23 protein-coding genes are annotated in these 19,505 nt (G+C 69.7%); 7 read left to right on the top strand and 16 right to left on the bottom strand.

Features of this window, described 5'->3' with window-relative positions; genetic code table 11:
- Positions 1-24: 24 nt before the first annotated feature.
- Genes minE through minC form a run of 3 tightly spaced genes read right to left on the bottom strand, consistent with a single transcriptional unit; the run spans position 25 to position 1,814 of the window.
- Positions 25-303 (bottom strand): cell division topological specificity factor MinE, encoded by a 279-nt coding sequence (gene minE / locus ASF39_RS12280; RefSeq protein WP_055885872.1) that lies wholly within the window; start codon positions 301-303, stop codon positions 25-27.
- Positions 300-1,115 (bottom strand): septum site-determining protein MinD, encoded by an 816-nt coding sequence (gene minD / locus ASF39_RS12275; protein WP_055885869.1) that lies wholly within the window; start codon positions 1,113-1,115, stop codon positions 300-302. Before minD ends, minE begins: the two co-directional genes overlap by 4 nt.
- A gap of 15 nt (positions 1,116-1,130) precedes the next feature.
- A complete protein-coding gene (gene minC, locus ASF39_RS12270; protein WP_055885867.1) occupies positions 1,131-1,814 on the bottom strand; it encodes a septum site-determining protein MinC in 684 nt (227 codons plus the stop codon).
- Between the two features lie 315 nt (positions 1,815-2,129).
- Between minC and typA the strand changes: the two genes are divergently transcribed.
- Positions 2,130-3,953 (top strand): translational GTPase TypA, encoded by a 1,824-nt coding sequence (gene typA, locus ASF39_RS12265; RefSeq protein ID WP_055885865.1) that lies wholly within the window; start codon positions 2,130-2,132, stop codon positions 3,951-3,953.
- A gap of 187 nt (positions 3,954-4,140) precedes the next feature.
- Here the strand turns inward: typA and ASF39_RS12260 are convergent, their stop codons facing one another.
- The 11 genes from ASF39_RS12260 to ASF39_RS12215 all read right to left on the bottom strand — a co-directional run bounded on the left by ASF39_RS12260 (position 4,141) and on the right by ASF39_RS12215 (position 11,940).
- Positions 4,141-4,323, bottom strand: a complete 183-nt coding sequence (locus ASF39_RS12260; RefSeq protein WP_056284243.1) for a hypothetical protein — start codon at positions 4,321-4,323, stop codon at positions 4,141-4,143.
- Entirely contained in the window at positions 4,307-4,639 is a 333-nt protein-coding gene (locus ASF39_RS12255) for a hypothetical protein (RefSeq protein ID WP_200938210.1), read from the bottom strand. Before ASF39_RS12255 ends, ASF39_RS12260 begins: the two co-directional genes overlap by 17 nt.
- A 3-nt stretch (positions 4,640-4,642) precedes the next feature.
- Entirely contained in the window at positions 4,643-4,804 is a 162-nt protein-coding gene (locus tag ASF39_RS21350; protein ID WP_156648476.1) for a hypothetical protein, read from the bottom strand.
- Positions 4,805-4,890: 86 nt separating this feature from the next.
- On the bottom strand, positions 4,891-6,591 hold the full coding sequence (locus ASF39_RS12250; protein ID WP_056284240.1) for a SpoIIE family protein phosphatase: 1,701 nt from the start codon (positions 6,589-6,591) through the stop codon (positions 4,891-4,893).
- A 5-nt stretch (positions 6,592-6,596) separates the two neighbouring features.
- Positions 6,597-7,469: a GGDEF domain-containing protein gene (locus ASF39_RS12245; protein WP_244472387.1), complete on the bottom strand. Its 873-nt coding sequence runs from the start codon at positions 7,467-7,469 to the stop codon at positions 6,597-6,599.
- A complete protein-coding gene (locus ASF39_RS12240) occupies positions 7,466-7,870 on the bottom strand; it encodes a DUF1987 domain-containing protein (RefSeq protein WP_056284237.1) in 405 nt (134 codons plus the stop codon). Before ASF39_RS12240 ends, ASF39_RS12245 begins: the two co-directional genes overlap by 4 nt.
- 14 nt (positions 7,871-7,884) lie before the next feature.
- On the bottom strand, positions 7,885-8,448 hold the full coding sequence (locus ASF39_RS12235; protein ID WP_056284234.1) for a SiaB family protein kinase: 564 nt from the start codon (positions 8,446-8,448) through the stop codon (positions 7,885-7,887).
- Positions 8,449-8,803: 355 nt separating this feature from the next.
- The gene (gene cysK, locus ASF39_RS12230) at positions 8,804-9,775 is read right to left on the bottom strand and encodes a cysteine synthase A (protein WP_056284231.1); all 972 of its coding nucleotides are present in this window, start codon (positions 9,773-9,775) and stop codon (positions 8,804-8,806) included.
- Positions 9,776-10,001: 226 nt separating this feature from the next.
- Complete coding sequence (locus ASF39_RS12225) at positions 10,002-11,114, bottom strand: glycosyltransferase (protein ID WP_056284229.1); 1,113 nt, start codon at positions 11,112-11,114, stop codon at positions 10,002-10,004.
- A gap of 40 nt (positions 11,115-11,154) precedes the next feature.
- Entirely contained in the window at positions 11,155-11,319 is a 165-nt protein-coding gene (locus ASF39_RS12220; RefSeq protein WP_156648475.1) for a hypothetical protein, read from the bottom strand.
- Positions 11,320-11,436: 117 nt separating this feature from the next.
- Positions 11,437-11,940, bottom strand: coding sequence for an META domain-containing protein (locus ASF39_RS12215; RefSeq protein ID WP_056284223.1), 504 nt, complete (start codon positions 11,938-11,940; stop codon positions 11,437-11,439).
- Between the two features lie 302 nt (positions 11,941-12,242).
- On the opposite strand from ASF39_RS12215, the gene ASF39_RS22370 reads away from it, so the two are divergent.
- Complete coding sequence (locus ASF39_RS22370) at positions 12,243-12,563, top strand: helix-turn-helix transcriptional regulator (RefSeq protein WP_244472386.1); 321 nt, start codon at positions 12,243-12,245, stop codon at positions 12,561-12,563.
- A 2-nt stretch (positions 12,564-12,565) separates the two neighbouring features.
- Here the strand turns inward: ASF39_RS22370 and ASF39_RS12205 are convergent, their stop codons facing one another.
- Both ASF39_RS12205 and ASF39_RS12200 read right to left on the bottom strand, forming a co-directional pair.
- Positions 12,566-13,807 carry an FAD-dependent oxidoreductase gene (locus tag ASF39_RS12205; protein ID WP_056284220.1) on the bottom strand — a complete coding sequence of 414 codons (1,242 nt, stop codon included), beginning with the start codon at positions 13,805-13,807 and terminating at the stop codon, positions 12,566-12,568.
- The gene (locus tag ASF39_RS12200) at positions 13,804-14,754 is read right to left on the bottom strand and encodes a LysR family transcriptional regulator (RefSeq protein ID WP_055885837.1); all 951 of its coding nucleotides are present in this window, start codon (positions 14,752-14,754) and stop codon (positions 13,804-13,806) included. Before ASF39_RS12200 ends, ASF39_RS12205 begins: the two co-directional genes overlap by 4 nt.
- A 186-nt stretch (positions 14,755-14,940) precedes the next feature.
- Between ASF39_RS12200 and ASF39_RS12195 the strand changes: the two genes are divergently transcribed.
- From ASF39_RS12195 to ASF39_RS12175, 5 genes are all read left to right on the top strand, one after another.
- Positions 14,941-15,999, top strand: coding sequence for a class 1 fructose-bisphosphatase (locus ASF39_RS12195; protein ID WP_056284217.1), 1,059 nt, complete (start codon positions 14,941-14,943; stop codon positions 15,997-15,999).
- 22 nt (positions 16,000-16,021) lie between these two features.
- The gene (locus ASF39_RS12190; protein WP_055885832.1) at positions 16,022-16,882 is read left to right on the top strand and encodes a phosphoribulokinase; all 861 of its coding nucleotides are present in this window, start codon (positions 16,022-16,024) and stop codon (positions 16,880-16,882) included.
- Between the two features lie 26 nt (positions 16,883-16,908).
- Positions 16,909-17,601: a ribulose-phosphate 3-epimerase gene (gene rpe, locus ASF39_RS12185; protein WP_056284214.1), complete on the top strand. Its 693-nt coding sequence runs from the start codon at positions 16,909-16,911 to the stop codon at positions 17,599-17,601.
- Positions 17,595-18,347: an HAD-IA family hydrolase gene (locus ASF39_RS12180; RefSeq protein WP_056284211.1), complete on the top strand. Its 753-nt coding sequence runs from the start codon at positions 17,595-17,597 to the stop codon at positions 18,345-18,347. Before rpe ends, ASF39_RS12180 begins: the two co-directional genes overlap by 7 nt.
- Positions 18,348-18,671: 324 nt before the next feature.
- The gene (locus tag ASF39_RS12175) at positions 18,672-19,418 is read left to right on the top strand and encodes a YebC/PmpR family DNA-binding transcriptional regulator (RefSeq protein WP_056284208.1); all 747 of its coding nucleotides are present in this window, start codon (positions 18,672-18,674) and stop codon (positions 19,416-19,418) included.
- The last annotated feature ends 87 nt before the right edge of the window (positions 19,419-19,505 follow it).

Raw genomic sequence — 19,505 nt, 5'->3', positions numbered from 1 at the left:
GTCGGTGCATGGAGGATACAGGCCTCACGCCGCCGCCAGGCGGCCGCTGACCTGAACCGGCAGTTCGATGTCGACGCCCAGGGTCGAGACCCCGACGCCGCGCTCCAGGCGGATCTGGACCTTGTCGCGCTCCACCGTGACGTGCTTGGCGATGACGGCCAGGATCTCCTCGCGCAAGAGCAGCACGAGGTCCGAGCCGCCGGCGCCGGCGCGCTCATGGGCGAGGATCAGTTGCAGCCGGTCGCGGGCGACCCGCGCCGTGGGGCGGCGGTTGAAAAGACTGAAGATGTTGAACAGGTTCATGCCGCCCTCCGCATGAGCAGTTTGTCCATGAACGACTTCTTCTCGGAGGGCACGGTCATCGCCACGGTCTCGCCGTTGAGGCGACGGGCCGCGTCGATGTAGGCGCGGGCCGGCGCGCTCTGCGGGTTGTTCATGGTCACCGGGCAACCGACGTTCGAGGCGCGCAGGACCTCCATGCTCTCGGGGATGATGGCGAGCAGCGGGATCGAGAGGATCTCGAGCACGTCGTCGATCTTGAGCATGTCGCCGCGCTCGGCGCGGGAGGGGTCGTAGCGGCTGAGGATGAGGTGCTTCTCCATCGTCTCGCCGCGCTCGGCCTTGACCGTCTTGGAGTCGAGGAGCCCGATGATGCGGTCGGAATCGCGCACCGAGGACACCTCCGGGTTCGTCACCACCACGGCGAGGTCGGCGTGGCGCATGGCCAGCGTGGCGCCGCGCTCGATGCCGGCGGGGGAATCGCAGATCACCCAGTCGAATTTCTCGCGCAGTTCCTCCATGACGCGGGCGACGCCGGCATCGGTGAGGGCATCCTTGTCGCGGGTCTGCGAGGCCGGGAGCAGCGACAGGTTCTCGAGCCGCTTGTCGCGGATGAGGGCCTGGTTGAGCTTGGCGTCGCCGTTCACGACGTTGATGAGGTCGTAGACGACCCGGCGCTCGGCCCCCATGACGAGGTCGAGGTTGCGCAGGCCGACGTCGAAGTCGACCACGGCGACGCTGGCGCCGCCCTGTGCGAGTGCCGCCCCGAGGGCGGCCGTGGTGGTCGTCTTGCCGACGCCGCCCTTACCTGAAGTCACGACCAGAATTTTGGCCATCGTGGGTCTGTTCCCTTATTCCAGAGCTGCAATCTTGATGGCGCTGCCGTCGAGCCAGACCTGCGCGGAACGTCCGCGGAAGGCCGGTCCCATGTCCTCGGCGGTGCGGACGAGGCGGTCGATCCCGAGGAGTTCGGGCTCGAACTTGCGGCAGTAGATGCGTGCGCGCGGGTTGCGGGCCGCACCCGCGATGGCCCGGCCGCGCAGGGCGCCGTAGACGTGGATCGAGCCGCCGGCCAGGATCTCCGCCCCCGAGGAGACGGACCCCATCACCGTGACGTCGCCGCCGCGGTGGACGATCGACTGACCGGACCGGACCGAGCCTTCGACGACCAGCGATGTCAGGTCGGCCTCCGAGGGCTCGACCGGGATCTCGATGGTCGCCACCGGCCGGCCGGCGGAAAGGAGAGGGGGGAACGCGAGGTCGGAGAGGGCCGGGGCCGCACCCTCGATGCCGAGGATGCGAATCTTGCGGGCTGTCAGCCCGGCGAGCACGGCCTGCAGGCCGAGCCGGTCGGGAGCCAGGGTCGCCACGTCGAGGATCACCGGGCGACCGTCGAACAGGGTCGGCGAGCGCCTCAGCGAAGCGTCGATATCGACGAACCAGTCGTCGATGGGCGTCGCCGGAGTCAGGATCAGGGCCTTGAAGGCCCGGCCCCGAATCTGGACGGCACGGCGGGTGGGGGAGGTTTGGGTCACGGTCTCTCGCGATTCCTTACCCAATCATTGACGTCCCGCATGGTTACCGGATGGTTAACGCGTCGGCCTCTCGCGGTCCCGGGACGGGGCAATCAACGCATTCGTGAACGTCGATCACCGACGCTGCCCGTGCCGGACGGTGCATCTTCCGGTGCCGCGAAACCGCGGCCCGTCGCGGGGCGATGCCGACACTGCCCTTGCCGGATGGGGCGCGACCTTATATTGCGGCGCGATAGCTCGATTGAAGGACCCGGCGTTGCCGGCCGCATTTCCGCGGTCTGTCGCGTGACGGGCTCGACTCGCTTCGGATACCCCATGAAGCTGCGCAACATCGCCATCATCGCCCACGTCGACCACGGCAAGACGACGCTCGTCGACAAGCTGCTGTCGCAATCCGGCTCCTTCCGCGACAACCAGCGGGTCGAGGAACGGGCGATGGACTCGAACGACCTCGAGAAGGAGCGCGGCATCACCATCCTCGCCAAGGCGACCTCGGTCGTCTGGAAGGACACCCGGGTGAACATCGTCGACACCCCCGGTCACGCCGACTTCGGTGGCGAGGTCGAGCGCATCCTGTCGATGGTCGACGGCGTGATCGTGCTCGTGGACGCGGCCGAAGGCCCGATGCCGCAGACCAAGTTCGTGGTCGGCAAGGCCCTCAAGATCGGCCTCAAGCCGATCGTCGCCATCAACAAGGTCGACCGTCCGGATGCGCGCATCACGGAAGTCGTCAACGAGGTGTTCGACCTGTTCGCGGCCCTCGACGCCACCGACGACCAGCTCGACTTCCCCATCCTCTACGGGTCGGGCCGCTCGGGTTGGATGGCGACCTCACCGGACGGTTCGCAGGAGGACGGCCTCGCCCCCCTGTTCGATCTGGTGCTGGAGCACGTGCCCCCGGCCAAGACCGAGGAGGGTCCGTTCCGGATGCTCGGCACGCTTTTGGAGGCCAACCCCTTCCTCGGCCGCATCATCACCGGGCGCATCGCATCGGGCACCGTGAAGCCGAACCAGGCGATCAAGGTGATGGACCGCGAGGGCAAGCTCGTGGAGACCGGCCGCGTATCGAAGATCCTCGCCTTCCGCGGCCTCGAGCGGGCGCCGATCGACCTCGGCGAGGCGGGCGACATCGTCTCCATCGCCGGCCTCGTGAAGGGCACCGTCGCCGACACCTTCTGCGACCCGCAGGTGGACACGCCGATCCAGGCCCAGCCGATCGATCCGCCCACCGTCACCATGTCCTTCATCGTCAACGATTCGCCGCTGGCCGGCACCGAGGGCGACAAGGTCACGAGCCGGATGATCCGCGACCGCCTGTTCAAGGAGGGCGAGGGCAACGTCACGCTCAAGATCGAGGAGGCCGCCGACAAGGACTCCTTCTACGTCTCGGGCCGCGGCGAGTTGCAGCTCGCGATCCTGATCGAGACCATGCGCCGCGAGGGCTTCGAGATCGCCGTGTCGCGTCCGCGCGTGGTGCTCTCCAAGGACGAGGACGGCGGCATCCTCGAGCCGGTCGAGGAAGTCGTGGTCGACGTCGACGAGGAATACTCGGGCGTGGTCGTGCAGAAGATGTCCGAGCGCAAGGCCGAGATGATCGAGATGAAGCCCTCGGGCGGCAACCGCCTGCGCCTCGTCTTCCATGCGCCCACCCGTGGCCTCATCGGCTACCAGGGCGAACTCATGACCGACACCCGCGGCACCGCGATCATGAACCGCCTGTTCAAGGCGTACGAGCCCTACAAGGGCGAGATGCCCGGCCGCCGCAACGGCGTGCTGATCTCCAACGACAAGGGCGAGGCCGTGGCCTACGCCATGTGGAACCTGGAAGATCGCGGTCCGATGATGATCGAGCCCGGCGCCAAGGTCTACCAGGGCATGATCATCGGCGAGCACAACCGCGAGAACGACCTCGAGGTGAACGTGCTCAAGGGCAAGAAGCTCACCAACATCCGCACCACCTCTAAGGACGAGGCCGTGCGCCTGACGCCGCCGATCCGCATGACCCTGGAGCGCTCCCTCGCCTGGATCCAGGACGACGAGCTGATGGAGGTCACGCCCAAGTCCATTCGCCTGCGCAAGATCCACCTCGACCCCAACGAGCGCAAGCGCTTCGAGCGTTCGAAGGAAGCGGTGGCCTGATCCGGGCAGACGCCGACGTCTGAGACGGTTTCCGCTTGGATCAAGCGGAACCGTCTCACCGAGCCCGCGCGGCGCCTGAGCGAAGCCCATTTCCGCATCACGAAGTGATCAGCTGGAAATGGTATGAGAGACAAAAGGCCGGGCGCAAAGCCCGGCCTTTTTCGATTCCGAGCCGCCGGAAAGGCCTTCAGCTGCCGCCCGGGTCGGTCTCGCCATCCGACGACGGTTCGCCCTTCGGCCCATGGCCCGGCTTGCCGTCCGTCTTCTCGTTGGGGTCCATCACCGCATCGGGGGCAATGTTGACCGGCTCCTTCTTCGGCGCCGGTGCCTTGCCCGGCGGTGGCTCGGCGGCCTTATTCTCGTCGATCATGTAAACCTCCGTCCTTCGTCTTCCCGGTCTCGTGGTCGTCGACGATCCGGCGTTCTTCACCGCCGGGACGGGCCATCGTCTTGTCGGATTCGCCTTGGGACGAACCGCCCACGGGCACCGGCGCCCGGCCGGCAGGACCGTTCTCCGACCATTCGTCGCGACGGTCGGCGTCGGACCGTCCGCCCGTGCCCTGGCTGGTGAGGGCGGCCTGCTCTGGCGTCGCATGGCCGCCGCCGACGGCGGGATCGCCCTCCTTACCGACATCGTCGGGCTTGCGGGTGACGGTGGCGCTTGGGGTCACGCTTTTGCCGGACATGGCTCAGCCCTCGTCCCGGCCGACCGCGGCGGTCGCCCGATCGATCGCCTCGGAAGCCTCCTCGTTCTTGTCGAGATCCGTATCCGCCGTGCGCGCGGCATCCGCGAGGGTCTTGGCGCGGGCCTCGGCGTCGTCGGTCCTGGTCGGGGTGGTGCCATCGGTCATCGGATCGATCTCCTATCGGGAGGACAACCCGGGCCGGTCCATCGGGGTTGCTCCCCTGCGTCGTCGCTCCGAGACGGGAGCGACCGTCAGCCGGCCGAACGGACGGCCTCGGGATCCGGCCTGAAGGCCACCAGGGTCATGTCGTCACGACGCGCCTCGCCGCCACGATAGGCCGTCAAGGCGTCGTCGAGGGCGGTCACCTGAGCGCTCAAGGGCCGGTCGCGCACGTCGAGGAGGATGTCCGTGACTCCCCTGTGACCGAGGAGGCGTCGTCCACCGCCCTGCGGGTTTCCCATCTGGTCGCAGATGCCGTCGGTCATCAGGTAGAAGACCTGGCCGGGCTCGACGGGCACCGTCACGTCCGCGACATCCGGCATCGTCTCCCCGTGGCGCGGGTAGCCGATGCCGCGTCGCCCGCCCTTGATCCGGACGGCGCCGCCGGGTCCGATGGCGGTCAGCGACAGGCCGGCACCAGCGAACCGCAGGGTGCCGTCCGCTCGATTCCACAGGCAGATGCCACAATCGAGGCCGTCGTCGGAATCCGAGCCGCGGCCGTCCTGGCGCAGCTGGGTCCGCACCATGCCGTCGAGGGCCGCCAGGATCTCGGCCGGCGAACGCAGGCCGCGTTCGTGCAGGATGCGATCGAGGGCGGTGGCGACGATCAGTGTGATGAAGGCGCCGGGCACGCCGTGGCCGGTGCAATCGGCCACCACGACGATGCTGAGGTCGTCGAACTGTTCCAGCCAGAAATAGTCGCCGCCGACGAGGTGGAGCGGCTCCCACAGGACGGCGACCTCGACCCCCGCCTCGCTGAGGGCGAGGCGGTCCGGCAGCACGGAGGTCTGGATGCGGCGGGCATAGCCGATGCTCTCCATCACGAGGCGATTGGCGCCTTCGAGGTCGCGATGCGCCCTCTCGAGCTGCGCGAGCAGGGTCCGGGCCTCGTCACCGCTGCGAAGGCCGTCGACCATGCGGTTGAAGGCCGACGAGATCACGTCGATCTCGTTGCTGGCGCGGGCGGCGCCCCCGAGGTCCACCGACACCCAGCGCTTGTGCTCGACCTCGCGCATGGCGGCGAGCAGGCGCTTGAGGGGCGTCAGGACGTGGCGGCGGACATTGGCGTGCAGGGTGAGCACGAAGGCCATCATCAGGATCAGGCTGGCCCCGAGCGCCATCAGCGCCTGTTTCTCGGCATTGCCGCGCAGGGCCTCCGTCGACAGCCCGAGGGTCAGGGTACCCACCGGCGCCGGCTCGCCGGCGACGGTCAGCTCCGCCACCGTCTGGACGGTGTCCCAACTGCGTGTCCGCGGAGTCTCGCCGATGGTCATGACAGGGGCGCCGGCGGCGTCGGTCAACCGAGCGAAGCGAAAGGCGGGGTCGAGGGCCAGGGCCTGCACCTGCGGCCGGTAGATCTCCGGGTTGGCGGCCCAGTCGGGCCGGCCGATCGCCCGGGCGGTGAGGGTGGCGAGCAGGGTCGCACGCTCGCCGTAGAGGCGCATCGCGTCCGTGTAGTTCACCCAGGCGGTCCCGATCTGGGTCGCCAGCACCACCACCGCGATGACCGGATAGATGCGCAGGAACAGCGTGTGGGCGAGGCTGTCGAGGTCGCGGCCGCGCGCGGCGCCGCGCAGGGCGCCGGGACGCATGCCCGTCTCCGTCGCCTCGCCCGCCACGTCCGCGAAGCCGGCGAGCGCGACGAAATCGTCGCCCCTCAAGGGGCCGCCGCCACGGAGCGAGCGGTTGCGGCGCGGGACCGGATCGAGGGCGAGGTCGGGCGCGTCGGTCATCGGCGTCACACCATCCCGGGCATCGGCTCGGCGGCGTCGCAGACGCAGTTCCGGCCGGTGTGCTTGGCGAAGTAGAGCGCGGCGTCGGCCCGGCGGAGTGCCGCCTCGATGGATTCGCCCGCCACGGCCGCCGCGGCACCGACGCTCACGGTGATCGACAGCGTCGCGCCGTCCCAGGCCACCTCCGTCGCGGCGACAGCCTCGCGGATGGTTTCCGCCACGGCGAGCCCCGTGAGCCTGTCCGCCCCGGGAAGCAGCACGGCGAATTCCTCCCCGCCCATCCGCCCGATGACGTCATCGGGCCGCAAGCGGTCGCGACAGGCCGCCACGAACGCCTTGAGGGCGGCATCGCCGGCGCCGTGGCCGAAACCGTCGTTCAGGCGCTTGAAACGGTCGAGGTCGAGCATCAGGACGCAGATCGGCGCCTGCGAGAGCCGATGCCGCGCCCATTCGCGCTCGCCGACCTCGAGGAAGTGGCGGCGGGCATGGGCGCCGGTGAGGTCGTCCATGTCGGCGAGGCGCCGCAGCTCGCCTTCGAGGCGCGTGCGATGCCGGATCTCGCCTTCCAAGGCCTCGTTGAGCGACTGGAGGTCGCGTCGCTGCTCGGCCAGGCAATGGTTGGCCTTCTGCAATTCGGATTGCATGCGGTCGCTCATGCGCACGAGGCGCTTCTGCTCGCGCAGGCTGCGGCGGTAGGAATCGGCGAGGCTCCTGACCCCCCCGGCCATCTCGGTGAGCCCCGCCAGCATCTCCGTCGTGCTGACGAGGACGGCCTCCTCGGCATCGTAGAGGCTGAATTCCTCAACGGCAGGACCCTGGATGACGGGCCCCTGGACGACGGGAGCCTGGACCATCGCCGCACCGGCCTTCGCCCTCATCGGTGTGCCTCCTCGGCCTGCGGCGCCGTTACGAGGTCGAAGCTGCCGTAGGAGAAATCGGAGGCGAAATCCTCGCCGGCTTCCTGGATGGTGTCGTCGCCCTCGGCGTAGAACCAGCGGATGGCCACCGGCCGGCCCTCGGCGGCGGCGTCTTCGAGCGCCATGAACAGGTTCATGAGCGCTTTCGCGCTGGAGCTGTTGAAGTAGGCCAGGGCGACCTCCACCGTCACCGCGTTCTCGCCGCCCTGTCCGAGATAGGCGCGCAGCGATTGCAGCAGGGGCCCGAAAAAGGCCGCGGCATCCTCCGGGTACGATTCGCCGCTGATCCGCAGCAGGCCTGCGGAAAAATCGAAGTCCACCGCGGGCGATCGGTCGGTGGCGGGGATTTGAATTCTGTCCATCGCAGAACCACCGTCTAGATATAGGCTTTGAGGCAGAACAGGCAGCGGTCGCCGGCGATGTCGTGGAAGTCGTACTCGACCGGCGCGCTCGACCGCCGGGCGATCTCGATGAGGCCGATGCTGCCGCCGAGGCTGCCTTCGTCGGGCGCCTGGCGCAGCTTCTCGCGGTAGAAGCGCTTCAACTCCTCGCTCGACAGGCCGACGATGTGCGCGAGCCGGCTCCTCAGGGTCGGCACGTCGGCCTGCGGCACCTCGTTGCCGCACACGACGAAGAACCGGCCCTCCTCGACGCCGACGACGATCATGCCGCCGCTGACGAGGCCGCTCGGGCCGGGCGCCTTGTCCTGCGGCCGCGGCAGCTTGTCGGCCGAGTACCGGATGATGTTCTGCGCCTGCTCGACGAAGATCGAGAACACCCGCTTGGCGACGGAGGCGTCGGTCTCGCCCTGGCTCATGCGCAGTTTCAGGACTTCGCCGAGCGAGAACAGGACGTTCTCGGAGAGGTCGCCACCGAAGGACAGGATCACGCCGCCGCGCCGCGACGCCTCATGGAACGTCAGGAAATCCTGCGCCAGCATCACCGCTCCCCGCGTCTTGCACCGTGCCCGCCGCCTCGCGGCCGCAACGATGCCCGTTCCAAATAACGGCACAGACGTCTAACAGAGGGTTACTGCGTTGCGGAATGCGCTGATCAATCATGCGCCATCCTGCGCTGCCATAAGGCAAATTCGTATTCACGCACCGTCGTATGGGGACTGAGCGGTCCATTTCGCTCGTCGGTCGGCGTCATCGGACCACGATGCCCTCGGCCGTACCGGTCATGTGCAAGGCGCGGGCCGGATTTTTCCGGCCGTCGCGGTCGATCCGACGACGACCGGCTCCGTCCGCATGGAGCCGGCGACCCGGCCGAGGCAGGCTCGACCGGGACGTCCCTCAGCCGATGCCTTCGAACAGCGCCGAGGAGATGTAGCGTTCGGCGAACGAGCAGGCGACGGTGACGATGCGCTTGCCCCGGAACTCGGGACGTTCGGCGAGCTTGAGGGCGGCCGCGACGTTGCCGCCGGTGGAGATGCCGCCCGGAATGCCTTCGAGCCGCGCCACCAGGCGCGCGGTATCGAACGCTTCCTGGTTGGAGACCGTGATGACCTCGTCGACGACGTCGCGGTGCAGGTTCTCCGGGATGAAGCCGGCACCGATGCCCTGGATCTTGTGCGGGCCGGGCTGGCCGCCGGAGATCACGGGCGAATCCACCGGTTCCACGGCCACGACCCGCAGGCCCGGCAGGCGCGGCTTGAGCACCGAGCCGACGCCGGTGATGGTGCCGCCGGTACCGACGCCGGCGACGAAGGCGTCGAGCTGCCCGCCGGTGTCGCTCCAGATCTCCTCGGCGGTGGTCCTGCGGTGGATTTCCGGGTTGGCCGGGTTCGAGAACTGCTGGGGCATAACCGCGCCCGGAATCTCGGCGAGCAGCTCCTCGGCCTTGGCGATCGCGCCCTTCATGCCCTGCGGGCCAGGGGTCAGCGCCAGCTCGGCACCGAGGAAAGCGAGCATCTTGCGACGCTCCAGGGACATCGTCTCGGGCATGACCAGGATCAGGCGGTAGCCGCGCGCGGCCGCCACGAACGCCAGGGCGATGCCGGTGTTGCCGGAGGTCGGCTCCACCAGGGTGCCGCCGGGCTTGAGCCGACCCGATGCCTCGAGGGCGTCGATCATGTTGACGCCGATGCGGTCCTTCACGCTGGCGATCGGGTTGAAGAACTCGAGCTTGAGCAGGATCTCGGCCTCGATCCCGCGCTCCTTGGTGATGCGGTTGAGGCGGACCAGGGGCGTGTTGCCGATGGTCTCGGTGATCGAACCATAGATCCGGCCGTGGCCGACCTTGGCGGAAGAGGACGTCTCGGCCATGGGGTCTGATGCTCCTGGAGGGACGGCCGCCGCGCGGGCGGCCCGGGCTGGAGAGCGGAACGGGTCGCGACCCGTCCGAAGATCGGAAGGCGCCGGGATATCGCGTCGCCCCGCGGGAGGCAATCGCCAACACTGCGGGAACGACAACAACCTTCTGTATCGATAAGCTTTTTCCGCGACCGTAGAAGAACTGTTGCGATCGATTGGGGATTTGAAGGAGATCGATCTACCGACTTCGATCCGCCGCTGGGTCGAGGCTGGCTCCCGCCTGCGTCCAGGCTTCCAAGAAGCCTGCGGCCATCGCGTCGATGCCGAAGGCGCGCACGATCCGGGCCCTGGCCGCAAGCCCGGTCTCGCGGCGGGCGATCGGGGCGAGGGCGCCGAAGTCGGCCAGAGCCGAGGCCACGGCGGCGGGATCGCCGGGCGGGACGAGCCGGCCGCTTCCGGAGAGGATGAGGGCGGCATCACCCACCCGCGTCGCCACCGGCACCAGGCCGGCCGCCATGCCTTCGGCGAGGGCGTTGGAGAAGCCCTCGCCGAAGGCGGACGTCGAAAGGACGATGTCGGCGGCCGCATAGAGGCGGGGGAGGTCGTCACGGCGCCCGAGGGCGATGGCGTTGGGCGGCTGGGCCAGTGTCTCGGTACCCGCACCCGCCAGGACGAACCGTAGCTGCGGCACCAGCGCGGCGGCGGCGAGCACGGCGCCGTGGTCCTTCATCGGGTCGAGCCGGGCGGCGTGGATCACCACGACCGCATCCTCGGGGATGCCGAGTTCCGCCCGGATCACGGCTCGGGCCGCCGTATCCGGACGGAAGCGCACCGTGTCGATACCGTTGGGGATCACCGCGAGGCGGCGGGGGCGGTAGCCGAGGCCGCAGTGGAAATCGGCACCGGCCTGGCTGTTGGAGACGACGAGGCCGGGCCAGCCGGATAAGGCGCGGCCGATCCGCAGGAGGCGTCCGTAACGGGCGTGGTCGATGTCGGAATTGCGCCATCCCCAGGCGAGGAGGCTGCGGCGCGGCGCCCCTGCCAGCCGGTGGGCGAGGGCCGCGAACAGATCGCCGTGATAGAGCCAGCCCTGGATCACCGCCGGCCGCAGGCGGCGGATCAGCCGCGACAGGGACAGGAGCGAGGCCGCAGCCCCGGCAAGCCCTCCCGGCGCGAGGACATGAACGGTGACGCCGGCGGCGGCCAGCGCTTCGGCGTTCTCGCCCCCCCGCGTCAGGCTCACCACGTGCTGGGGCAGGCCGCGCGCCTGGAGCGAGCGGCAGAGGGCGACCAGCATGGTCTCGGCGCCCCCCGTGCGCAGGCCGGAGATGACGTGGAGAATGGGGCGCAACGCCGTCAGGCCACCATGGCGGCGGGATCGTCCATTCGTCTCAAAGCACCGACAACACGATCAGCGTCGCGAGGACAGGCGTCGCCGCGGCGATCCAGGCGGCCATCCGGTCGACGCCCGCCACGAAGACGTAGCGCGACGCTTCTCGCGAGCCGTGCCGCAGGACGCCCGCGCCACCGGTGCCGTCCGAGGATAAACCGATCATGCGCCGCGATCCCGTCATGGGACTGAGGAAGGCGCCGATCGGGTTGAGGGGGGATGAATCGACGGGCCGGACCGTCGATCGTCGTCAACGGGCGGTTAAGCGCTCCGGCCGGTCCGTTCAGAGAGCGCGGTCGAAGCGCAGCTCGCCCTTCTGGCTCTTGATGATGAGTTGCGAGCCGACGATGTCCCATGCCCCGGCGGTACGCAGGGCGATGAAGAAGTCCTGCTCGGAGGCGCCGACGCCCTTGTCGCAGGGCTTCTTGGTGAGGGCCAGCGGGCCGACCGCGAGGTTCTGGTCCTTCAGCGGGAAGGCGGTGGCGGCGAAGGTGTTGCAGCCGCCGTAGCCGCGGGCACGGTACTGCTTGTCGATGATGAAGCTCGGCCGGTCGTTGCCGTTGAAGGGCTTGCCGTTCAGGCTCACCGCGGTCCAGGTGGAATCGAGCGGAAAGATCTTCTCCTGCGCCTTGGCGGCGGGGACGTACTGCTTCTTCTCGGGCTTCTCGCGGTTCTCCTTGCCGAAGCCGGTGACGTTGTTGTTCATCTGCGCCTGGGCGGCATGGCCGGCCATCAGGGTCGCGCCGGCGATGGCCCAGGCCATGGCGGTGCTCAGCATTGCTTTCATCGGTCGGCCTCCTCTGTCGCCGGCAGCGCGTCGATCGTCCGATGCCCGGGATCGGCGCGACGACGCGGGCGCCCGTGTCGTTGTCTCCGACCGGATCGCGTCGCCCATCGGATAAGATTCCAGCACAAATATGGTCAAGGGCGCGACCCGTGCTTTTCGCGATCTCTCCCGCCTCGATTTCCATTGCCCTCGAACATCGACGCGGCCGGCGTTACCGCACGCGGTGGCCCAAAGACTCTGAACGATCCGGCCGTGACCTCGTTGTCCGGACGACATCACCGCAACAGGACGGAGTGGGCGACGTGGCCGGATCGGACGAGAGCGCACAGGACGGTATCGGGCTGGCCGTCATCAGCCCCGCCCAGGCGCGGGCGGCCCGGGCGCTCCTCGGGTGGTCGCAGGCCGAGGTCGCGAGCAAGATCGGCTTCTCGGAGGAGACGATCCACGATTTCGAGGCCGGCTACGGCAACATGCCGTCGGGTCAGGTCGAGGCGCTCAAGAGCGCCCTCACGACCGCGGGCATCCTCTTCAGCAACGGCAGCGAACCGGGGGTCAGCCTGAGCCGGCGCGGCCGGGACGAGGGAACCCGGGCCGACGACCTCACCACCGAGAACGATCGCTGAAGTCAGGCGCCGCCCTTGGCGAGCGCCTTGAGGTCGTAGCCCGGATCCGCCGCCCGGTCCGGCGTCAGGTCGAGGCCGAGGGCGAGGATGCGGCGAGACGCCATGTGGTCCGCGCCGCGATCGACCGTCTCGACCGCGCTGAGACGGCCGGACCGGTAGCGGAACACCGACAAGCCGGTGGAGGCCGGTCTCACCACCGCCTCGTCGGTGGGGGCCGACAGGCCGGCGATCTGGAGCTTGTGCGGGCCTTGGTCGCTCCAGAACCACGGAACGGCGTCGTAAGGCGCCGGCCTGCCGAGGAGGCGGGCGGAGAGGCAGCGGGCCTGGTCGACCGCGTTCTGGACCGATTCGATGCGCACGACGTCTCCGCCCGGCAGTCCGGCGGCGAAGCGAGACGGGAAGCGGGCCACGTCCCCCAGCGCCGAAACGGCGGGATCGCCGGTGGCCAGGAGAGCGTCGACCAGGATGCCGTCGGCGGTGGCGAGGCCCGCCTGCGCGGCGATCTCCTGGTTCGGGATCACACCGATGCCGACCAGGACGAGGTCGGCCGGAAGGCTGGTGCCGTCGGCGAGATCGACCGCTGCGACCCGGCCGTCCCGCCCGGCGATCGACCGGAGGCCGGCGCCGAAGGCGAACCGGACCCCGGCACCCTCGTGCGCGGCACGGAAGAAGGCCGCGGTCTCGGACGAGACCGCGCGAGCCATGGGCCGGTCGGCGGCCTCGACGACATGGACCCCGAGACCGCGCGCGGCGCAGACCCCGGCGAATTCGAGACCGATGAACCCGGCACCGACGATGACCACCGACCGCGCGGTCGCGAGGTCGGCCTGCAAGCGGTCGGCATCGGCGAGCGAGCGCAGCTGGTGAACGCCGGCGAGGTCCGCGCCGGCGAGCGGAAGCGACCGGTTGCGCGAGCCCATCGCCAGGACGAGATGGTCGTAGGCGAGGGGGGCGGCGCCATCGAGGTGGACGAGGCGCGCCACCCGGTCGATGGCCAGGGCACGCGATCCCGGCCGATGGTCGATGCGGTGCTCGATCAGATAATCCCGCGCGCGCAGCGCCAGGCCGGCCGCGTCCACCTTGCCGGCCAGGTAGGCCTTGGAGAGGGGAGGGCGCTGGTAGGGCAGCCCCGGCTCGTCGCCGACGAGGGCGAGAGGGCCGGAAAACCCGCCTTCGCGCAGGGATGCGGCGACCTGGAACCCGGCCTGGCCCGCACCGAGGATGACGATGCCGGCTGTGCTCACGCTTCGAACCCCGAGGGCGCGCGCCCTGCGGAGGTGTCGAGGGTGGGCAGCCAGCGCGCCCCCTCCTTGACCACGAAGTCCCAGCAGGCGGCGGCTGCCGGGCCGAGCACCTTGTCGGCGCGGCGGACCGCGTACCAGTCGCGCCGGATCGGCAGCCCGTGGACGTCGAGGAGGATCAGGCGGTGGCTCCCGACCTCGGCCGCCACCGTATGGCCGGAGATCAGCGCGATCCCGAGCCCCGCCATCACCGCCTGCTTGATCGTCTCGTTGGAGGCGGAATCGATTCCGAGCTTGGCGCGCTTGATCATGACGCCGGACATGAACTCCTCGAACACCGTGCGGGTGCCCGAGCCCTCCTCGCGCACGAGGAAGGATTCGTCCGACAGGTCCGCCCGCGTCAGCCCCGAGCGGCCGGCCAAACGATGTCCCGGCTGTGCCACCAGCACCAGCGGATGCGCGCCGAAGGTCTCCGCCTCGATGGCGAAGTCGCGCGGGGGGCGTCCCATGATCGCGAAATCGATGGCGTAGTTGCGCAGGGCGTCGACGGTGTCGCCGCGGTTGCCGACGGCGAGATTGATCTCGACGGCCGGGTTCTGGGCGCAGAACCCGGCGATCACCTGCGGCGCGAAATACTTGGCGGTGGAGACGACCCCCATCGCCACCCGCCCGCCGCCGCCGCCCTTGAGGATCTCGAGGCGTTCGGCGCAGGTCTCCAGCACCGTGTTGATGCTGTCGATCGCCCAGAGCATCTCGCGCCCGGCGTCGGTGGGCTTCAGGCCCGTGGGCGTGCGGTCGAACAGGAGCAGCCCCGCCTCCTCCTCGAGCTGGCGGATGCGGGCATAGAGCGCGGCGGAGGTGACGTTGAGCTCCTGGGCCGCCCGCGTCATGGTGCCGAGGCGGGATACGGCGGCGACCGCCTGGAGCTGCTTCAGGGAGAGGTTGCGCATGCGGCGGTTCTTAGTTTTTTTGGGAAGGGCCGCAAGTTTTTTCAGAATTCCTATCGGCGAGGGTTTGCCTCATGCGGCCCGCCGATTAAGCCCGCAGGTCAGATGACGGGCACGGCGAGGTGCTCGACGCGGAAACGGGCGGGCGGTGTCTCCGGCGTCCGAATGGTATGAGAGGGACGGGATTTCATGTCGACAGCGTCTCAGGAGATCGGCACCCACCTCGATGCCTGCCTCGCGCAGGCGGTGGCGGCGGACGCACGGATGGCGGATGTCGCCGCGGTGATCGCGGCCTGCGCCGCCGCCGCGATCGACGTGAGCGCGGTCATCGGCCGCGGCGCGCTGGGCGGGGACCTTGCCGCGCAGGGCGAGCACAACAGCGACGGCGACGTGCAGAAGGCGCTGGACGTGCTCGCGCACGAGCGGTTCACCGAGGCGTTGCGCGGCGCGCCCGTGGCGGAGGTCGCCTCCGAGGAGGCCGAGGGGGTCATGGTGCTGAACCCCGGCGCGCCGCTCGCCGTGGCGATCGATCCCCTCGACGGGTCGTCCAACATCGGCGTCAACATGGCGGTGGGCACCATCTTCGGCATCCGCCCCGCGGTGGTGCGCGACGGCGACCCGATCGCCTCCTTCACCGATCCCGGCACGGCGCAGTTGGCGGCGGGCTTCATCACCTACGGGCCGGCGACCTCCCTCGTGGTCACGCTGGGTGCCGGCACGCAGATCTACACCCTCGACCGCGAGGCCGGCGCCTTCCGCCTCACCCATCCCCAGCTCACGGTCCCGGCCCAGAGCAACGAATACGCGATCAACGCCTCGAACGCCCGCCATTGGGACACCCCCGTGAAGGCCTACATCGAGGATTGCCTGCGCGGCACCGAGGGCCCGCGCGACCGCGACTGCAACATGCGCTGGCTCGGCTCGCTGGTGGCGGACGCGCAGCGCGTGCTCATGCGCGGCGGCGTCTTCCTGTATCCGGGCGACAACCGGAAAGGCTATGCGCAGGGGCGGCTGCGCCTCCTCTACGAGGCGGCCCCGGTCGCCATGCTGATGGAGCAGGCGGGGGCCGGTGCCACCGACGGCGAGCGCCGCATCCTCGACATCGCCGCCACCGGCGTCCACGAGCGGGTGCCGCTGGTGTTCGGCTCCGCCGAAGAGGTGACCACCGTCGCCACCTACTACGGCGGCCGCAACCCCGCCGCGGGACGCTCGCCGCTGTTCGGCCAGCGCGGCCTGATCCGGGGCTGAAGACGGGCGCGGTCAGCACACCATGTCGGCGCGTCATCCCATCATCTCGGTGACCGGCTCCTCGGGCTCGGGCACCACCTCGGTGCGCAACACCTTCGAGCAGATCTTTCGCCGCGAGGACGTCAGCGCCGTCTACATCGAGGGCGACGCCTTCCACGCGCTGGACCGCATCGCCATGCGCAAGGCGATGGCCGAGGAGCCGACGCTGAGCCACTTCGCGCCGCGCGCCAACCTGCTGCCCGAGCTCGAGGAGGTGTTCCGGCGCTACGGCGAGTCGGGGGGCGGCCGCACCCGGCACTACGTCCACGACGCGGCGGCCGCCGAATGCTACGGCACGCCGCCCGGCACCTTCACGCCCTGGGAGGAATTCCCGCCGGGCTCGGACCTGCTGTTCTACGAGGGCCTGCACGGCTGCGTCGTCGACGACAACGTCGATCTCGCCCGCTACGCAGACCTGAAGATCGGCGTCGTGCCGGTGATCAACCTCGAATGGATCCAGAAGCTGCACCGGGACCGCTCGTTCCGCGGCTATTCCACCGAAGCCGTCACCGACGTGATCCTGCGGCGCATGCCCGACTACGTGCAGACCATCTGCCCGCAGTTCACCTGGACCGACATCAACTTCCAGCGCGTGCCGATGGTCGACACCTCCAATCCCTTCATCGCCCGCTGGATCCCCACCGCCGACGAATCGATGGTGGTGATCCGGTTCAAGGACCCGCGCGGCATCGACTTCGCCTACCTGATCTCGATGATCCACGGCAGTTTCATGAGCCGGGCCAATTCCATCGTCATCCCCGGCGGCAAGCTCGATCTGGCGATGCAGCTCATCCTGACGCCCATCATCATGCAACTCGTGGAGCGCAAGCGCCGCATGGCGTGACGCTGACGACAAATGAGGCCCCCTCCATGACCGGCCCGATCATCGCGCCCTCGATCCTTTCGGCGGATTTCTCCAAGCTCGGCGAGGAAGTCCGCGCCATCGACGCGGCCGGGGCAGACTGGATCCACCTCGACGTGATGGACGGGCACTTCGTGCCCAATCTCACCTTCGGCCCCGGGGTCATCAAGGCCCTGAGGCCGCACAGCCGGAAGCCCTTCGACGTGCACCTGATGATCGCCCCGGCCGATCCCTATCTGGCCGCCTTCGCGGAGGCCGGGGCGGACGCGATCTCCGTGCACGTGGAGGCCGGGCCGCATGTCCATCGCTCGCTCCAGACGATCCGGGCGCTGGGCAAGCGGGCCGGCCTCGCCCTCAACCCGGGTACGCCGGCCGCCATGGCCGAACCGCTGATCGACATGCTCGACCTCGTGATCGTCATGACGGTCAACCCGGGCTTCGGCGGGCAGAGCTTCATCCCCTCGACGCTGGAAACCGTGGCGCGCATCCGCGCCATGGCGGCGGGACGCGCCATCGACATCGAGGTGGACGGCGGCATCACGCCCGAGACGGTGGGGCTGGCGGCGGCCGCCGGCGCCAACGCCTTCGTGGCCGGCAACGCCGTCTTCAAGGGCGGTCCGGCCGGCTACGGCGACCGCATCGGCGAGATCCGCGCCGGGGCGCAGGACCGCATGGGCCGCGACGGCACGCTGTCATGCTGAAGGCGCTGATCTTCGATGTCGACGGGACCCTGGCCGAGACCGAGGACCTGCACCGCCAGGCCTTCAACCTCGCCTTCTCGCAGATGGGCCTCGACTGGGCGTGGTCGCCCCGGACCTACGCCGACCTCCTCGCCGTGATGGGCGGCAAGGAGCGGCTGGCCCACTACATCGCCACGGAACGCGGGGACGAGGCCGAACGCCTGGCGCCGCTCCAGGGCGAGATCCACGCGCGCAAGACCCGGCTCTACGGCGACCTCGTGGAAGCCGGGCGCCTCGCCCTGCGTCCCGGCATCGCCCGGCTGGTGGCCGAGGCCAAGGCGGGCGGCGTCCGCCTCGGCGTCGCCACGACCACCACCCGGCCGAACGTCGACCGCCTGCTCGCCGTCAATTTTCGCGATGGCGGCATGGGCGTGTTCGACGCGATCGCCTCGGGCGACGAGGCCGCGCGCAAGAAGCCGGCTCCGGACGTCTTCCTCCTCGCCCTGGAGCGCCTGGGTGTGGCCGCGTCCGAGGCCATCGCGTTCGAGGATTCCGCCGCCGGCATCCGTTCCGCCCGCGACGCCGGCCTGCCGGTGATCGCCACCCGCAGCCGCTACACCGAGAGCCATCGCCTCGAAGGCGCGTTCTCGGCGGTCTCGGACCTCGGAGAACCGGGCCAGCCCCACCGGCACATCGACGGGACGGCCTGGCCCGACGGGGTGGTCACCCTCGCTGCCCTCCGGGCCTGGCACGCGGCGGCCTCGTAGCCGGCGCCCCTGTCCCGGCAGCCCCCTGTTCCGGCAGACCCTGGGCCTTGCGGGGAAACAGGGTCAGCCCCGCCAGCACGCCGAGGATCGCGGCGAGGATCGCGGCGAGGCCGAAGGTGCGGCGGCCGCGCGGCCTGTCTACGGTCGTCCGGCTCGTGTTCATGGCGATCACCTTCGCGTTGCCTCTGCGCCGGCAGCCGGCCTATAACCCGCGCCATCCCCAACGTGGCGGCGTCGAGGAAGGGTCCGTCCGGGCCTTTGGCGTCCCGTCGCGATCCCGAGACGCGCATTCATAGACGCGCATTCGCAGACGAAGGTCACGCCATGGCCGGCCATTCCCAGTTCAAGAACATCATGCACCGCAAGGGCCGCGTCGACGCGGTCCGCTCGAAGCTGTTCGGCAAGCTCGCCCGCGAGATCACCGTGGCGGCCAAGCTCGGCCTGCCCGACCCGGCCATGAACGCGCGCCTGCGCGCCGCCATCATCGCGGCCCGCGCCGAGAACGTCCCCAAGGACAACATCGACCGCGCCATCAAGAAGGCCAGCGGGGCGGACGCCGAGACCTACGACGAGGTTCGCTACGAGGGCTACGGCCCGGGCGGTGCCGCGCTCATCGTGGAGGCGCAGACCGACAACCGCAACCGGACGGCCAGCGACGTCCGCTCGGCCTTCACCAAGGCCGGCGGCAATCTCGCCGAGACCGGGGCCGTCGCCTTCCTGTTCGACCATGTCGGCCTGATCGCCTTCGGCCCCGAGGTCGCCGACGCCGAGGCGATGCTGGAGGCGGCGATCGAGGCGGGCGCCGACGACGTGCGCTCGGACGCGGACGGCCACGAGGTCACCTGCGCGCAGGATTCCTACGGCGAGGTCTCGAAGGCCCTCGAAGCCCGCTTCGGCGAGCCGCGCCGCACCACCCTGGTGTGGAAAGCGCAGGCCCCCATCGCTGTAGACGACGAGACCGGCGAGAAGCTGATCCGCCTCGTCGAGGTGATCGAGGACCAGGACGACGTCCAGAACGTCTACGTCAACTTCACGCTTTCGGACGCCCTTGTGGCCAAGCTCGAGGCATAACCGCCGGTCTGGGTCGATCCCGGGCGGCAGGATCGATCCCGGGCGGCAGGATCGAACCCGGGCGGCAGGATCGATCCCAGGTGGCAG

Origin of the sequence: Methylobacterium sp. Leaf108, from assembly GCF_001423265.1 — a bacterium.
In the GTDB taxonomy this organism is placed as follows: domain Bacteria; phylum Pseudomonadota; class Alphaproteobacteria; order Rhizobiales; family Beijerinckiaceae; genus Methylobacterium.
The sequence above is the reverse complement of the archived record's forward strand: the minus strand, read 5'-3'. Positions and strand labels throughout refer to the sequence as shown.